Origin of the sequence: Micromonospora sp. CA-111912 (genome assembly GCF_050948415.1) — a bacterium.
Classification (GTDB): Bacteria; Actinomycetota; Actinomycetes; order Mycobacteriales; family Micromonosporaceae; genus Micromonospora.
In genome coordinates, this window is record NZ_CP192007.1 from 5919125 (window position 1) to 5933086 (window position 13962).

18 protein-coding genes are annotated in these 13962 nt (G+C 74.2%); 7 read left to right on the forward strand and 11 right to left on the reverse strand.

Annotation, left to right across the window (positions count from 1 at the left end):
* Nucleotides 1–132 precede the first annotated feature (132 nt).
* Nucleotides 133–549, reverse strand: a complete 417-nt coding sequence (locus tag ACQPZO_RS24750) for a CBS domain-containing protein (protein ID WP_396669985.1) — start codon at nucleotides 547–549, stop codon at nucleotides 133–135.
* A 103-nt stretch (nucleotides 550–652) separates the two neighbouring features.
* On the reverse strand, nucleotides 653–1387 hold the full coding sequence (locus ACQPZO_RS24755; RefSeq protein ID WP_433344334.1) for an SDR family oxidoreductase: 735 nt from the start codon (nucleotides 1385–1387) through the stop codon (nucleotides 653–655).
* 108 nt (nucleotides 1388–1495) lie between these two features.
* Here ACQPZO_RS24755 and ACQPZO_RS24760 point away from each other — a divergent pair, with 108 nt between their 5' ends.
* Nucleotides 1496–2344, forward strand: a complete 849-nt coding sequence (locus tag ACQPZO_RS24760; protein ID WP_433344335.1) for a LysR family transcriptional regulator — start codon at nucleotides 1496–1498, stop codon at nucleotides 2342–2344.
* Between the two features lie 150 nt (nucleotides 2345–2494).
* Here ACQPZO_RS24760 and ACQPZO_RS24765 read toward each other — a convergent pair whose 3' ends face one another.
* From ACQPZO_RS24765 to ACQPZO_RS24785, 5 genes are all read right to left on the reverse strand, one after another.
* Complete coding sequence (locus ACQPZO_RS24765; RefSeq protein WP_433351232.1) at nucleotides 2495–2881, reverse strand: PPOX class F420-dependent oxidoreductase; 387 nt, start codon at nucleotides 2879–2881, stop codon at nucleotides 2495–2497.
* Nucleotides 2882–3032: 151 nt separating this feature from the next.
* Nucleotides 3033–4058: an aspartate-semialdehyde dehydrogenase gene (locus tag ACQPZO_RS24770; protein ID WP_433344337.1), complete on the reverse strand. Its 1026-nt coding sequence runs from the start codon at nucleotides 4056–4058 to the stop codon at nucleotides 3033–3035.
* 287 nt (nucleotides 4059–4345) lie between these two features.
* Nucleotides 4346–5692, reverse strand: a complete 1347-nt coding sequence (locus ACQPZO_RS24775; protein ID WP_433344339.1) for a M16 family metallopeptidase — start codon at nucleotides 5690–5692, stop codon at nucleotides 4346–4348.
* Between the two features lie 85 nt (nucleotides 5693–5777).
* Nucleotides 5778–7070 (reverse strand): M16 family metallopeptidase, encoded by a 1293-nt coding sequence (locus ACQPZO_RS24780; RefSeq protein ID WP_433344341.1) that lies wholly within the window; start codon nucleotides 7068–7070, stop codon nucleotides 5778–5780.
* 185 nt (nucleotides 7071–7255) lie between these two features.
* Nucleotides 7256–7471, reverse strand: coding sequence for a hypothetical protein (locus ACQPZO_RS24785; protein ID WP_433344343.1), 216 nt, complete (start codon nucleotides 7469–7471; stop codon nucleotides 7256–7258).
* A 271-nt stretch (nucleotides 7472–7742) separates the two neighbouring features.
* Here ACQPZO_RS24785 and ACQPZO_RS24790 point away from each other — a divergent pair, with 271 nt between their 5' ends.
* The 3 genes from ACQPZO_RS24790 to ACQPZO_RS24800 all read left to right on the forward strand — a co-directional run bounded on the left by ACQPZO_RS24790 (nucleotide 7743) and on the right by ACQPZO_RS24800 (nucleotide 9635).
* Complete coding sequence (locus ACQPZO_RS24790; protein ID WP_433344345.1) at nucleotides 7743–8837, forward strand: 3-deoxy-7-phosphoheptulonate synthase; 1095 nt, start codon at nucleotides 7743–7745, stop codon at nucleotides 8835–8837.
* Between the two features lie 252 nt (nucleotides 8838–9089).
* Nucleotides 9090–9332, forward strand: coding sequence for a hypothetical protein (locus tag ACQPZO_RS24795; protein ID WP_433351234.1), 243 nt, complete (start codon nucleotides 9090–9092; stop codon nucleotides 9330–9332).
* A 102-nt stretch (nucleotides 9333–9434) separates the two neighbouring features.
* A complete protein-coding gene (locus ACQPZO_RS24800; RefSeq protein ID WP_433344347.1) occupies nucleotides 9435–9635 on the forward strand; it encodes a hypothetical protein in 201 nt (66 codons plus the stop codon).
* An 82-nt stretch (nucleotides 9636–9717) separates the two neighbouring features.
* Here the strand turns inward: ACQPZO_RS24800 and ACQPZO_RS24805 are convergent, their stop codons facing one another.
* From ACQPZO_RS24805 to ACQPZO_RS24815, 3 genes are all read right to left on the reverse strand, one after another.
* Complete coding sequence (locus tag ACQPZO_RS24805; protein ID WP_433344348.1) at nucleotides 9718–10257, reverse strand: DUF1360 domain-containing protein; 540 nt, start codon at nucleotides 10255–10257, stop codon at nucleotides 9718–9720.
* A gap of 65 nt (nucleotides 10258–10322) precedes the next feature.
* A complete protein-coding gene (locus ACQPZO_RS24810; protein WP_433344350.1) occupies nucleotides 10323–10649 on the reverse strand; it encodes a hypothetical protein in 327 nt (108 codons plus the stop codon).
* Nucleotides 10649–10975, reverse strand: coding sequence for a DUF6158 family protein (locus ACQPZO_RS24815; RefSeq protein ID WP_433344352.1), 327 nt, complete (start codon nucleotides 10973–10975; stop codon nucleotides 10649–10651). The genes ACQPZO_RS24810 and ACQPZO_RS24815 overlap by 1 nt, the downstream gene beginning before the upstream one ends.
* A 119-nt stretch (nucleotides 10976–11094) precedes the next feature.
* Here ACQPZO_RS24815 and ACQPZO_RS24820 point away from each other — a divergent pair, with 119 nt between their 5' ends.
* Nucleotides 11095–11532 carry a hypothetical protein gene (locus tag ACQPZO_RS24820; protein ID WP_433344353.1) on the forward strand — a complete coding sequence of 146 codons (438 nt, stop codon included), beginning with the start codon at nucleotides 11095–11097 and terminating at the stop codon, nucleotides 11530–11532.
* Nucleotides 11533–11582: 50 nt separating this feature from the next.
* Nucleotides 11583–11909 (forward strand): DUF3817 domain-containing protein, encoded by a 327-nt coding sequence (locus ACQPZO_RS24825; RefSeq protein WP_405105168.1) that lies wholly within the window; start codon nucleotides 11583–11585, stop codon nucleotides 11907–11909.
* Nucleotides 11910–11925: 16 nt separating this feature from the next.
* On the opposite strand, the gene ACQPZO_RS24830 is transcribed toward ACQPZO_RS24825, so the two are convergent.
* Entirely contained in the window at nucleotides 11926–12411 is a 486-nt protein-coding gene (locus ACQPZO_RS24830) for a DUF6232 family protein (RefSeq protein WP_433344355.1), read from the reverse strand.
* Nucleotides 12412–12948: 537 nt separating this feature from the next.
* Between ACQPZO_RS24830 and ACQPZO_RS24835 the strand changes: the two genes are divergently transcribed.
* Entirely contained in the window at nucleotides 12949–13944 is a 996-nt protein-coding gene (locus ACQPZO_RS24835) for an NlpC/P60 family protein (RefSeq protein WP_433344357.1), read from the forward strand.
* Nucleotides 13945–13962 lie beyond the last annotated feature (18 nt).

Sequence of the window (13962 nt, forward strand, 5' to 3'; positions counted from 1 at the left end):
GCGTTCGACGTCGCAGGAGGGTCCCCGGCCGGTGCGGGGCCAACCTCGCCCGGATCGGGTGAGGTGGGTGGGCGCGGGCGCACGACGCGACGCCGGCCCCCGGGCGGGGGCCGGCGTCGCCACGGCGGACGGTCAGTTGTTGGGCTCGTCGGCGCTGATGTCCGCCAGCACCGACTGCGGCTCGCGCTCGACCGCGAGGTCGCCCATCGAGATCAGGCCGACCAGCCGCCCGTCGTCGATCACCGGCAGCCGGCGTACGGCGTAGGTGCGCATCAGGTCGGCGGCGGCCACCGTGTCGTCGTACTGGCTCACCGTGATCACGTCCCGGCTGGTGATCTGGTTGAGCCGGGTCGAGTTCGGGTCCAACTGCTCGGCGACGCCCCGGACCGTGATGTCCCGGTCCGTGACGATGCCGGCCACGTCGGCGCCGTTGGTCACCACCACGTCGCCGATGGCGCTGTCGCGCATCTCCCGCGCCGCGGCCGTGAGTGTCTCGTTGCCGTCCATCGTCACCAACCGGGTCGTCATGAACTCTCCGACCGTTGTCATGGTGCTCCCCTCTCGGTGTCGGCACCTGCGGTCTACCCGCCGGCCCGGCCGGGTAACGCGGTCCGACCGGCGGCCACGCGGGGCCGCGCTCAGCGGGGGCGGATCACCAGGGCACCACCCCGGCGTCCTCGAAGAAGCCGCCGGTGGGGCCGTCGTCGGGCAGGGTCGCGAGCCGGATCGCGGTCGCCGCGCCCTGTTCCGGGGTACGGACGCCACGGAATCCGTTGAGGTCGGTGGCGACGAAGCCGGGGCAGGCAAGATTGATCTTGATGTTGGTGCCCCGCAACTCCTTGGCGTACTGGATCGTGACGGCGTTGAGGAACGTCTTCGACGGCGTGTACGCCACGGAGAGCGGGCCCGTCATCGCCGGGTCGTCGGAGGCGACCTGCCGGGCGAGGGAGCCGACGCCGCTGGACATGTTCACGATCCGCGGGGACGCCGAGCGGCGCAGCAGCGGCAGCATCGCGTTCGTGACCCGGATGACGCCGATCACGTTGGTCTCCACGGCCGTGCGCACGGTCTCGACCACGCCGTCCACGGTGGGGTTCTGCGGCATGTCGCCGGTCACGCCCGCGTTGTTGACCAGGGCGTCGAGGCGGCCGGCGCGTTCGTCGACCAGCCGGGCGGCGGCGGCCACGCTCGCCTCGTCGGTCACGTCCAGCGGCACGCCGAACGCGTCGACCCCGGCCGCGCGCAGCTTCTCCACGGAGGCCTCCCGCCGCCGGGCGTCCCTCGCGCCCACGCCCACGCTCCAGCCGAGAGCGCCCAGCCCCGCCGCGATCTCGTAGCCGATCCCCTTGTTCGCGCCGGTGACCAGCGCAATCTTCTTTTCGCTCATGAAGTGATGCTGTCCGGCCCCGGGCCGGCCGCCAACACCGTCCGGGTGGGCGTCGATGCCCGCCGGGTATCGATGCGGCTCGGGCCTGCCCGACGGTATCGTCGGGGTGTGGAGACGCGGGAGCTGCGGTACTTCGTCGCCGTCGCCGAGGAGCTGCACTTCGGGCGGGCGGCCCAGCGGCTCGGGATGACGCAGCCGCCGCTGTCCCGGGCCATCCAGCAGCTCGAACGGCGGCTCGACGTGGCGCTGCTGGAACGCACGAGCCGCGCCGTGACGCTGACCGAGGCGGGGTCGGTGCTGCTGCGCGAGGGCCGGGCGGCCCTCGACGCAGTCGACGCCGCCGACCGCCGCACCCGCCGCGCCGCCCGCGCCGCGACCGGCGACCCCGGTCTGGTCCTCGTCACGAAGGCCGGAGCAACCACCGAACTGCTGTCCAAGCTCCTCGACGCGTACGCCGCCGAGCCCGGCGCGGTCGCCGTCGACGTGCTCCTGTGCGGCCCCGGCGAGCAGGAACGGCTGCTCCGCGACGGGCGCGCCGACGTGGCGCTGCTGCACCGGCCGTTCGACTCGACGGCCGGGTTCGACACCGAGGAGCTGCGCACCGAGGGCCAGGTCGTGATCCTGCCGGCCGGGCACCCCCTCACCGCCCGGACCCACCTGCGCCTGGCCGACATCATCGAGCTGCCCGGCCTGCCGATGCCGTACCGGCTCCACCCCGACGGCACGTACGTGGACGGCTCGGGCCCGCCGTTCCGGTCCCACGAGCAGCTCTACCAGCTCATCGCGCTCCACCGGGCCTCGGCGGTCCTCCCCGACTCGTGCCGGGCCCACCTGCCGCGCGACGTCGCCGCCGTGCCCGTGCTGGACGCGCCGACGGTGACCACGGTGATCGCCTGGCCACCCCACAGCCGGTCCCGCGCCCTCGCCGGGCTGATCTGGGCGGCGACCCGCCTGTAGGGCTCCACCGCGCCGGCCGGGCCGGCGGTCAGGGCCGGGCGTCCGCGGTCCCCGGGCGGTCCCGGTCGCTGTCCAGCGGCTCGCCGTCCCCGTGCCGGCCCGCTGGCCGGAACGTGTGGCAGGAGCCGGAGATACCCGCTGGCGCGGGGCTCAGCCGCGCGGTGGCATGCCGTAGACCCGCTCGACGTGCAGGCGCAGCACCAGCCGCCCCTCGGTGACCATCGCGGCGCGGAAGTCGTCCCAGTCGGGGTGCTCGCCCTGCACGGCCCGGTAGAGCCCGACCAGTTCCTCCACCGTCGCGTCGTCCGGCCGCCGCGCCACCGGGGTCAGCTCGGCCCGTGCCTCGGCCACCGCGTACGCCCAGCCGTCGTCGCTGCCGACGTGGAAGCTGGCCCGGGGGTCCCGGCGCAGGTTGGCGGTCTTGGCCCGCCCGTCGGTGACCGAGACCCGGATCAGCCCGGCCGCCCGGTCGAAGGAGTAGACCACGTTCGACAGCTGCGGGCGCCCGTCCCGCTTGATGGTCGCCAGCACGCCCATCCACCGGCCCGCGATGAGCTCGGTGAGGGCGCTCCGGGTCTTCTCGTCCGCCACGGCAGCCTCCAGGTCGGGTCGTCGTACCTGGGTCCATCCAACCCGACGCGCGGCCCGCCGGCCGGCCGATGCGACAGCCCGGCCGGCGGGAGCGGGGTCAGCGACCCTCGGCGGCGACCATCTCGGCGAGCTGCACCGCGTTCAGCGCGGCGCCCTTGCGCAGGTTGTCGTTGGAGCAAAACAGGGCGAGGCCGTGCTCCGCCGTCTCGTCGGCGCGGATCCGACCCACGAACGTCGGGTCCTGACCGGCGGCCAGCAGCGGGGTCGGCACGTCGGACAGGGCCACCCCGGGCGCGCCGTCGAGCAGCTCGCGGGCCCGCTGCGGGGTGATCGGCCGGGCGAACCGGGCGTTGATCTGGAGCGAGTGGCCGGTGAAGACCGGGACCCGGACGCAGGTGCCGGAGACCCTCAGCCCGGGGATCTCCAGGATCTTGCGGCTCTCGTCGCGCAGCTTCTGCTCCTCGTCGGTCTCCCCGGAGCCGTCGTCGACGATCGAGCCGGCGAGCGGGAGCACGTTGAACGCGATGGGCCGGGCGAAGACCTGGGGGGCCGGGAACTCCACGGCCGTGCCGTCGAAGGCCAGCCCGGCGGCCTGCTCGGCCACCTTTCGGACCTGCTCGTCCAGCTCGGCCACGCCGGCCAGGCCGGCACCGGAGACCGCCTGGTACGTCGAGACGACCAGGCTGACCAGCTCCGCCTCGGCGTGCAGCGGGCGCAGCACCGGCATCGCGGCCATCGTGGTGCAGTTCGGGTTGGCGATGATGCCCTTCGGGCGGTTCGCGGCGGCGTGCGGGTTGACCTCGGCGACCACCAGCGGCACGTCCGGGTCGGTCCGGAACGCCGACGAGTTGTCGATCACGACCGCGCCGGACTCGGCGACCCGGGGGGCCAACTCCTTCGCCGTGCCCTTTCCGGCGGAGAAGAGCACGATGTCCAGCCCGGAGTAGTCGGCCGTCGCCGCGTCCTCGACGGTCACCTCGCCGTCCCGCCACGACAGGGCACGCCCCGCCGAGCGGGCGGAGGCGAACAACCGCACCTGCTCCGCCGGGAACTCGCGCTCCGCCAACACCTGCCGCATCACGCCACCGACCTGGCCGGTGGCCCCCACAATGCCGATCCTCATGCCCGCGAGGCTACCCAGGTCGACGCCCCGGCCGGGCACGCTTTCCCACCGCCCGGACCCGTCCCGGCAGTGACCCGGCCCACCTCGACCAGCCCCGGAACCGCAACGACGACCCCGGCGCGGAGCGTCGCCCGGAAGATCGCAGGCGACCCGGCCGCCGGGCCGCAACATCCGCGCCCGGCAGCCGCACGCCCGGCGCCGCGGGCCCGGCAGCCGCCACGGCCCGAGCGACGGAGATCACATCCCCTTCGCCGCGCGGGCCGGTCGGCGGGCCGCCGTCGGGCGGGTCAGCGGGGGGCGTCGACGATTTCGCCGAGGTTGGTGGCGACGAGGTCGTCGCGGATCAGCGCGGCGTCGCCCTCCACCACCAGGGTGAGCGACTCCGGGTGCAGGTGGCCCGCGGCGGCGGCCGATACCTCGTCGACGTCGGCGGCGAGCAGCGACTCACGCAGCCGGGCGTGGTAGTCGTCCGGCAGGTCGTGCACGACCAGGGTGGTCAGCGCCGACGCGATCGCCCGGGGGCTCTGCAGCTCGACCGAGAGCTGCCCGGCCCGCCAGGACCGGGCCACCGCAAGCTCGTCCTCGGTGACCCCGCCGACCTGGGTACGGCTGATCTCGCCGACCGCCTCCACCAGCGCAGGCGCGGTCACCGCCGTCTGCACGCCCGAGCCGACCGCGAACCGGCCGAACCTGCGGGACGAGGCGAACTCGCCCCGGATCCCGTACGTGTAGCCGCGCACTTCGCGGATCAGGTGGTTGAGCCGGGAGGTGAACGCCCCGCCGAGCACCGTGCCGGCCAGCAGCGCCGGCACGTGGTCGGGGTGCGCCCGGTGCGGCGACGGGTGGCCCAGCCGCAGCGTGGACTGCACCGACCCGGGCCGGTCGACCAGGATGATCCGCCGCCCGGCGCGCAGCGACACGTCGATCGGACCGCCCTGGGAGACCGGGCCGCCGCCGGTGCCGGCGAACGCCGCCGCGCCGAGCGCGTCCAGGTCGAGGCGATCCAGGTCGCCGACGACGATCAGGGTGCCGGGACGGAGGAACCACTCGGAGTGGAAGACGGTGATGTCCTCGGGGTCCAGGCCGGCCACCGAGTCCGGGTCGCCGTACATCGGGCGGCCCCACCGGTTCTCCGCGCCGAACAGGTCGGCGCGCAGCGCCGCCTCGGCCCGGGGGCCCGGGTTCGCCCAGTCCATCCGCAGGGCGGTGGCCTCGTCGTCGCGGACCCGCCGCACGTCGTCCGGGTCCAGCCGGGGCGTCCGGACGGCCTCGGCGAGCAGCTCCACGGCGGCGGGCAGCCGGTCCACCGGCACCTGGACGCTGACCTGGAACGAATCCCAGTCCAGCCCGGTCACCAGCTCGGTGCCGAGCCCCTCCACGGCCAGCGCGTACGTGGTGGCGTCCCGCTGCGCGGTGCCCTCCTCCAGGGCCTTGGCCAGCACCGCACCGAGCCCTTCCCGGCCGGCCGGCTCCCGACCGGCACCGGCGTCGAGCAGCAGCAGCGCCACGGCCAGGTTCTGCCCGGGCAGGTGCGCGGCGACGACCTGGCCGCCGGCCACTGAGCGGCGCACCACCTGCGGGAACCGGTACGGCCGGGCCAGCCCCGGCCCGGGACGGTCGGCGATCAGGCTCATCGGGGTTTCCTTCCGTTCACGACTGCGGGGCCGGCGGACAGCGGGTCGCGGCGGCCCACCGGGCGGCGCCGCTCGGTCGTCGCCCTCACGCGCTCTCCTCAGGCAGGTAGGTCAGGGTCAACCGGTCCTCGGGGCGCAGCATCTCGGCGGCGAGCTCGGCGATCTGGTCGGCGGTCACCGCGAGCCAGGCGGGCAGCCGCTCGGCGGCGACGGCCGGATCGCCGAACTGGGTGGCGTACCGGCCGAGAGCGTCGGCGCGTCCGTCCACCGTGGACATCTGCCGCCACCACCCGGTGCTCAGCAGCGCCTTGGCCCGGTCCAGCTCGGCGGCGGTGACCGGCACGGTGGCCAACTCGTCGACCACCTCGGCCACCCCGGCGGCCAGCCGCTCGCCGCTCACCCCGGGACGGGCGGTGGCGGTGGCGATCAGCGGGGCGGGGGCGTGCGCGAGGTCCACCCCGTAGGAGCCGACCAGGTCGGGCTGGGCGATCCGCTCGCCGTCGGCGAGGCGCTGGTAGAGCCGGCTGCCCCGGCCGCTGCCCAGCACGGTGGCGAGGACGGTGAGCACGTCGTACCCGGGGGTGCCGAAGGCGTGGGTGCGGTGCGCGACGTAGACGCGGGGCGCGGGCACCGCGGCCGTGACGGTCTCCGCCACCGGCCCGCCGCCGCCCGGCACGTGCCGGCCGTCCGGCGCGGCCGGGATCGACTCCCGGGCCGGGAGGGCGCCGAAGTACTTGTCGGCCAGCGCGAACACCTCGGCCGCAGTGGCGTCGCCGACCACGGTCAGCACCGCGTTGTTCGGCGCGTAGTAGGTGCGGTGGAAGTCCTGGAAGGTGGCCAGGTCGGCGGCGTTCAGGTCGGCCATCGACCCGATCGTCGCGTGGTGGTACGGGTGCCCCGGCGGGTAGAGCAGCGGCAGCAGCCGCAGCCACGCGTCGCCGTACGGCACGTTCTCGTAGCGCTGGCGGCGCTCGTTCTTGACCACGTCCCGCTGGTTGTCCAGCGTCTCCTGGGTCAGCGCCGGCACCAGGCCGCCCATCCGGTCGGCCTCCAGCCAGAGCGCCAGCTCCAGATGCTCGGCCGGGACGGTCTCGAAGTAGTTCGTCCGGTCCGGGTTGGTGGTGGCGTTCAGGGAGCCGCCGGCGCCCTGGACGAGCTTCATGTGCTCGGTCTTCGCCACGTTGACCGAGCCCTCGAACATCAGGTGCTCGAAGAGGTGGGCGAACCCGGTCTGCCCGTCCGGCTCGTGCCGGGAGCCCACGTCGTACCAGAGGTTCACGGCGACCGCAGGGGCGGCGCGGTCCTCGCTCACCACCACGCGTAGACCGTTGTCCAGTCGGGTCGTTTCGATCGGCCAGGGGTAACCGCTGTCGGGCATGGCCCGACGCTATCCGATCGGGGGGACTGAAAGGTGACGCGCGCGTGGTCGGCGCGGCGGCGGACCCGCCTGCCGCAGCCCGTCGGGTGCGCCGGGCGCGATGACGATCCGGGGTACGCCCGGACCGCCGGCCAGGGTCCCGCCGGGAGCGCGGCGCGCCGGCCGCGCGCCCGGCGCGCGCCCGCTCAGTCCGGGGGCTCGATCGGGGGCACCGTCTCCTCCGAGGTGCGCTGCTCCAGCACCGTGTCGGGGGCGGCGTTCTGGTCCTCCTCCCGCAGGTCCGACTCGGTGAGGATGGCGGCGGCCTGGGCCCGCGGGTCGTCGCTGCCGGCGGCGGCCTCCTCGGGCAGCAGGTGGGCCCGGGACTCGATCCGGTCCTGATCGCTGTGAGCATTCGTCATGCCGGCCTCTGTACCCCGTGCGCGGCTCGGCGGAACGGGCCGTACACCTCGTAGGTGATCCCGCCGCATCGGGTATCCTGGTCTCCGTGACGTGGTGCTATCGATGGTTTAGGCAGCCGGCTGGAGGAGCCGGTGACTTCACCATGATCTGACGTCACTCCTCTTCGAGCCGGCTGGGCAGGGACATTGGTTCCTGCCCTTTTTGCGTACGAGCAGCCGGCTCGACCCTGGGCGCCGGCCCCGGGGCACGGTCGGCGGAAGGAACACCACCGTGACCACCCCGGACAACCATCGCGTCATCGATCAACGGATCGATCGCATCGTGCCGTTGACCACCCCTGCCCTGCTGCACCACCACCTGCCCCTGGACGCGCCGCTCACCGAGGCCGTGCTCGACGGCCGGCGCGCGGTCAGCCGGGTGCTCGACCGCGCCGACGACCGACTGCTGGTGGTGGTCGGCCCGTGCTCGGTGCACGACCCGGCCGCCGCGCTGGACTACGCGGCCAGGCTGCGGACCGTCGCGGACCGGCTCGCCGACGACCTGCTGATCGTGATGCGGGTGTACTTCGAGAAGCCGCGCTCGACGGTCGGCTGGAAGGGCCTGATCAACGACCCCGGGCTGGACGGCTCGGGCGACGTGAACACCGGCCTGCGCACCGCCCGCGCGCTGCTGCTGGACGTGCTGCGGCTGGGCCTGCCGGTGGGCTGCGAGTTCCTCGACCCGATCACCCCGCAGTACATCGCCGACACGGTGGCCTGGGGTGCGATCGGCGCCCGCACCGTGGAGAGCCAGGTGCACCGGCAGCTCGCCTCCGGCCTGTCCATGCCGATCGGCATGAAGAACCGCCCCGACGGCAGCGTCGGCACCGCCGTGGACGCCATCCGGGCGGCCGGCGTTCCGCACGTCTTCCCCGGGATCGACGTCTCCGGCACCCCGGCGATCATGCACACCCGGGGCAACATCGACGGCCACCTGGTGCTGCGCGGCGGCAACGACGGCCCGAACTACGACGCCGCCTCGGTGGCCGGGGCGCTGGACCTGCTCCGGGCGGCCGGCCTGCCGGAGCGGGTGGTGATCGACGCGAGTCACGCCAACAGCGGCAAGGACCACCGCCGCCAGCCGCTGGTCGCCGCCGACGTCGCGGACCAGCTCGCCGCCGGCCAGCGCGGCATCGTCGGCATCATGCTGGAGAGCTTCCTGCTCCCCGGCCGGCAGGACCTCGACCCCACCCGCGAGCTGGAGTACGGCCGCTCCGTCACCGACGCCTGCCTCGGCTGGGACACCACGCAGGAGGTCCTCGACACCCTGGCCGCCGCCGTCCACACCCGCCGCACCACGACGGCCCCCGTCACCCCTCCGGCCTGACCCCACCCACCGCCGCCCCCGCCCCGGCCGCCTCCGCCCTGGTGATCAAGAGCTTCGCGTCAGAAATCGCCCCGCCGGACCTGACGCAGAGCTCTTGATCGACGCGGGGTGGGGGTGGGGGTCGGTCGCGGGGTTGGATGGGGTGGAGTGGGGTTTGACCGTTTCCGGCTCGGGTAGCCGACCGTCGTGACCGACGACGCACCCGTGACGGACGCAGCTGTGGACGACGCCGAGCTGGCCGCCGACACCGACCTGCCCGCCGACACCGACCCGACCGGGGACGCCGGGGCGGCGGAGGAGCCGGACACCGGGCTGCTCGACGAGCTGCTCGACGAGATCTACCACGGCCAGGAGCGGATCAGCCAGGCGGACATCTACCGCCGGGCGGTCGCCGCCGAGCTTCCCGCGGTGCTGCTCACCCGGATCGCCGCGCTGCCCCAGGGCGAGTACGCGGTGGACGAGGCCGCCGATCTGCTGGGCGGGTCGGCTGCCTGACGCCTCGGGTTCGGCCGGCACGAGCAGGCCCACGGCGGCCGGCGCCGGCACCCGGGCCGACCGCGGCACCGACCCCGCCCCGACCACGGAGAGGACAGCGAGATGACCGATCGCGAGGAACAGCGGGAGGAGCACGTCCCGGCGCTCGGCCAGCCGCCGGAGGGCCTGGACACCACGCCCGAGCCGGACTTCGCCGACGAGCACGACATCACCGCCGTCGACCCCGACATCATCACCGGCGACGAGGACGACGAGGAACGCGAGACGGAGTCGCCGCACGGCTGGTCCGGCATGCAACGCTGACGCCCGACGAGACGGCATGCAGCGCTGAGGCAACGCCGGACGGGTACGGGGAGGCGGCCGGCGGCCCCTCCCCGTACCCGGGTCAGTCCTTGTCGTGACCGCCGTCGGCGGCCCGCTGGGCGACGGCGTAGCCCATCTGGAGGAAGTCGGAGGCCGCCACCGCGGTCAGCGCGGTGGCCACCAGCCGGGTCAGCCGGGGGGCCAGCACCAGTCCGCCGGTGAGCCCGGTGGCCACCCAGACCGCCAGGCAGAACGGGCAGCTCAGCAGCTCGCCGATGGCGTGCCGGGTGGGGCTGCCCGAGTCCCGGACCTGCTCCATCACCTCGCCGGAGCCGCTCGGGCGGTCGTAGCGGGTGAACGGGGCGCGCAGCGGGCTGGTGACCGCGTCCTTGGACAGCAGTCGGCTGAGCTTGTGGGTGGCGATGGAGAGCAGCACCACGTCCGACGGGCTGGGCCGCTCCGGCACCGGCCGGCCGGTCGCCCTGACCAGTCCGGCGAGCGTCGCGGTCACCCCGGCGTAGGTGCCCATCGCCACCAGGTAGCCACCGAGCGGCCGGTGCTCGTGCGGCGCGTACGCCTGGCGCAGCCGCGCCACCTTCTGCTTCAGGCTGCTGTCGCTCAACCGCGTCTCCTCGTTCTCTGCGCGTGCTGGCGCGCGGCGCGCCAGCAGCGGGTCCGGCTGCCGGCTCAACCGGCGGTCAGGTTGTCGGCCACCTCGCGGGCGAGGCTGGCCAGGGTCTCCTCGGCCAGTCCCGGATCCGCCTGGCCGTCCAGGTCGAGCTGGACCCGGGCGCCCCCGGCGTCCGCGGGCTCCACCCGGATCTCGGCCGACCAGCCGGGGGCGGAGGCACTGGCCCACCGGGCCCGCATCTGCCCGGGGCTGACGTCGGGGCGGCTGCGGCCGTCGGACCGCAGCGGCTGGGGCAGCCACGCGGCGGCCCGGTCCGGGTCGGTCGCCGTGTTGAACACCACCTCTGGTGGCGCGGACATCCCGCGCTCCGCGTGCTCCGCCATCACTCGTCCCGCAGCCGGGCCGGGTCGACCTCGCGTCCCGGGTGCCGGGCCAGGTACTCGGTCTCCAGCTCCGCCGTGCGACGCAGGTGGTTCGCGAGCGCCGAGTCCGCCGCGTGCCGCAGCGTGTCGAGCCGGGTGCGGTGCAGGCTGTGTATCTCGCGGATCAGGTCGTCGTCGGCGAGCTCGGTGGGGTCGATCCCCAGTTCGCCGTCCACAACCCCGTCGTCGGTGGACATGTCGTGGACGTGGTCGCCGTCCCACTCGGGCATCCGCTGCTCCGGGCTGGCTTCCGTCGGGCCGCCGGTCTGCCGCACTGATTCGGTCATCGTCGCCCCCTCGTCTTGTCTGGCTGGCGTCTAGACGGATGCCCACACCGGCCACCACCAAACCCCCGAGCTACGACGCCACGTCGGAGAGCGTCCCGACTCCCGGTACCCTCGATCCCATGAAACGGCTCTGGACACCGGCGTGGATCGCCCGCCACGTGGCCATGGTCGTGCTGGTCGTCAGCTTCCTCGGGCTGGGCTGGTGGCAGATCACCCGGGCCGCCGACGGCAACTCCATCAGCTGGGGTTACGCCATCGAGTGGCCGGTCTTCGCCGCGTTCGTCGTCTTCGTCTGGTGGCGTGAGCTGCGGCACACCCTGCGCTCCGACACGGACGGGCCGTCGGCGGGCCGCGAGCAGGCGGGCGGCGACATCATGGCCGGCGCGGCCCTGTCGTCGTCCGGCACTCCGACGGGGGTACGCCGACCCGTGCGGGTCGCCCGGGTGCCGGCGGTGCCGGCCGGCGGCCCCGAGGACGCCGACCTGGCCGCGTACAACCGCTACCTGGCGTGGTTGAACGCCAATCCGGGCGCCCGGCCCGGTGACTACCCCGGCTGACGCCGGTTCGCGACTACCCGGCCGAGGCCGGTTCGGAAGGACGGACGAAGGTGGGCGGAGCCCTTACCCGGTACCGCGTGATCGCCTGGATCGTGGGCGTGGCGCTGGCCGTGCTGGTCCTGATCGGCATGCCGCTGAAGTACGGGTTCGACGAGCCGACGGTGGTCGCCATCGTCGGGACGGCGCACGGCTGGCTGTACATGCTCTACCTGGCGGCGACGTTCGACCTGTCCCGCCGGGCGGACTGGCCGCTGAAGCGGATGCTGCTGGTGATGCTCGCCGGCACGGTGCCATTCGTGTCCTTCTACGCCGAGCGGCGGGTGAGCCGCTGGCTGGCTCCCGAGCGCGCCCGCACCCCGGAGCCGGTCGCCGGCTGACGCTGACCCGGCCGGGTCAGCGGTCCGGGCGCCAGAACTCCTCCGCGGTGGCCGGCGCGGCGCCCCAGCCGCCGTACCGCACGCCCTCGCGGGCCCGGTGCACGGCGCGGCTGACCTGCCCGAACTGCCGCTGGTCGTCGCTGCTGAACAGCAGCACCCGGACGCCCCGGTGCCAGCCCCACAGCTCGTACGGCGGCGGGCGCCAGCGGGCGCCGACCGCCGCGAGCAGCACGGGTAGCAGGGCCATTGCCCCGAGAGTCAGGTACGCCCCGGCGGTCAGCCGTTGCAGGCCACCGGTGAAGCCGAGCAGCAGCCCCACCCCGGCGATCATGACGGCGGTCACCGCCACCGCCCGGACGGCGAGCCGGTCGTGTGGGCCCCGGGCGGTGTGCAGGTGGGTCAGGTCGGTGATCGCGAAGCTGCGGTGGCCGACGGTGAACCGGTCCGTCGTGACGACGATCCCGGGCTGGGCGTAGAGCAGGGTAGGGGGCGCGGGGGTCACCCTCGGTGACCGGCGCGGGCGGGTAGCGGAGCCATCTCGGATCACGGCTGTCTCCCACGGCTGAGGGGCCGGGAGCGGTCCCTGCGGCGTCGGTCGACGCCTGACGGGATTCCCGGCTCCGCCCCATTGTCTGGCCGTCTGTCCAGCCCAGACCCCGGTTTTCCGGGCCCGGGCCCGGGCCAGCGCTTCCCTCCGCGCCGGCAAGAGGCCACCAATTCCGGCTTGTCCGGCTATTGATCGTCCCGTCCGGCGGCATCCGCCCAGAACGACGAAAGCCATGGAACGCCCGTTCGGCACATCCGGCCCCGCCGGTCGCGCCGGAGCGCCTCCCCGACGACTACCGAACGTGACTGTATCTCGCGACACATCTGGCCGTTTCGCCACTTTCGCCCCTGCTTCACCTGCGGGTAACTTCCGTCCCGGGTTAGGTTGGGCGGGTCGGACCGGTCGACGGCCGTCCACCCGGACAGCCCCGGGCCGACATCGCCGCGGCGTCCCGCGACGCCCGGCGACTGGTGGGAGAGGAGCCCTCCGCTCTTGTCGTACCTCAGGAATTCGCTGCGCGCACTGGTGGCGGCCGGCCTCGCGGCCGCGCTGATCGCCCCGGCGTCGGCGGCCCAGGCCGAGCCGTCGCCCGCCGAACTGACCCAGCGAATCGAGAAGTCCTCGACCGAGTTGGAACGGGTCGTCGAGTCCTACAACGAGCTCACCGAGGACATGAAGGCGAACGAGGCCGCCGCGGCGAAGCTGACGGCCCGGATCGGGCCACTGGAGGCGCAGACCGCGCAGAGCCGGGCGGACGTCGGCGAGATCGCCGTCACCGCGTACAAGACGGGCCGGATGGACACCGCCAACGCGCTGCTGAGCGCGGGCGGCCCGAGCAACCTGCTGGACCGGCTGGACACCCTCGACCAGCTCACCCGGCAGCGCCAGCAGCGGATCTCCGGCTTCACCGAGAGCCAGCGCCGGCTGCTCGACCAGAAGGCCCGGCTCGACGCGACGCTGGCGAAGCAGGCCGCGCAGGCCAAGCAGCTCGCCGCCGGCAAGAAGAAGATCGAGAGAGACCTGGCCGAGCTCTACGAGATGCGCCGCCAGGCGTACGGGCGGGCCACCGAGCCGCCGGCACCGAGGACGAAGTCGAAGTCGAAGTCGGGCGGGAGTTCCGCCGAGCAGGCACCCGCCGTCTCCGGCCGGGCGGGCACTGCGGTCCGGTACGCGTACGGCGCCCTCGGCAAGCCCTACGTCTGGGCCGCCGACGGCCCGAACGGGTACGACTGCTCCGGCCTCACCTCCGCCGCCTGGCGGGCGGCCGGCAAGTCGCTGCCACACAACACGAAGATGCAGTGGCGCGTGGTCAGCCACATCAGTCGCAGCGAGCTCCGCCCGGGCGACCTGGTCTTCTACAACAACCTCGGGCACGTGTCCCTCTACGTCGGCGGGGGCCAGGTGATCCACGCGCCGACCTTCGGCCGCAACGTGGAGAAGCGGGGCGTCGACCTGATGAAGCCCTACGGGTACGGCCGGGTCCGCTGACGGCACCGACCCGAACGG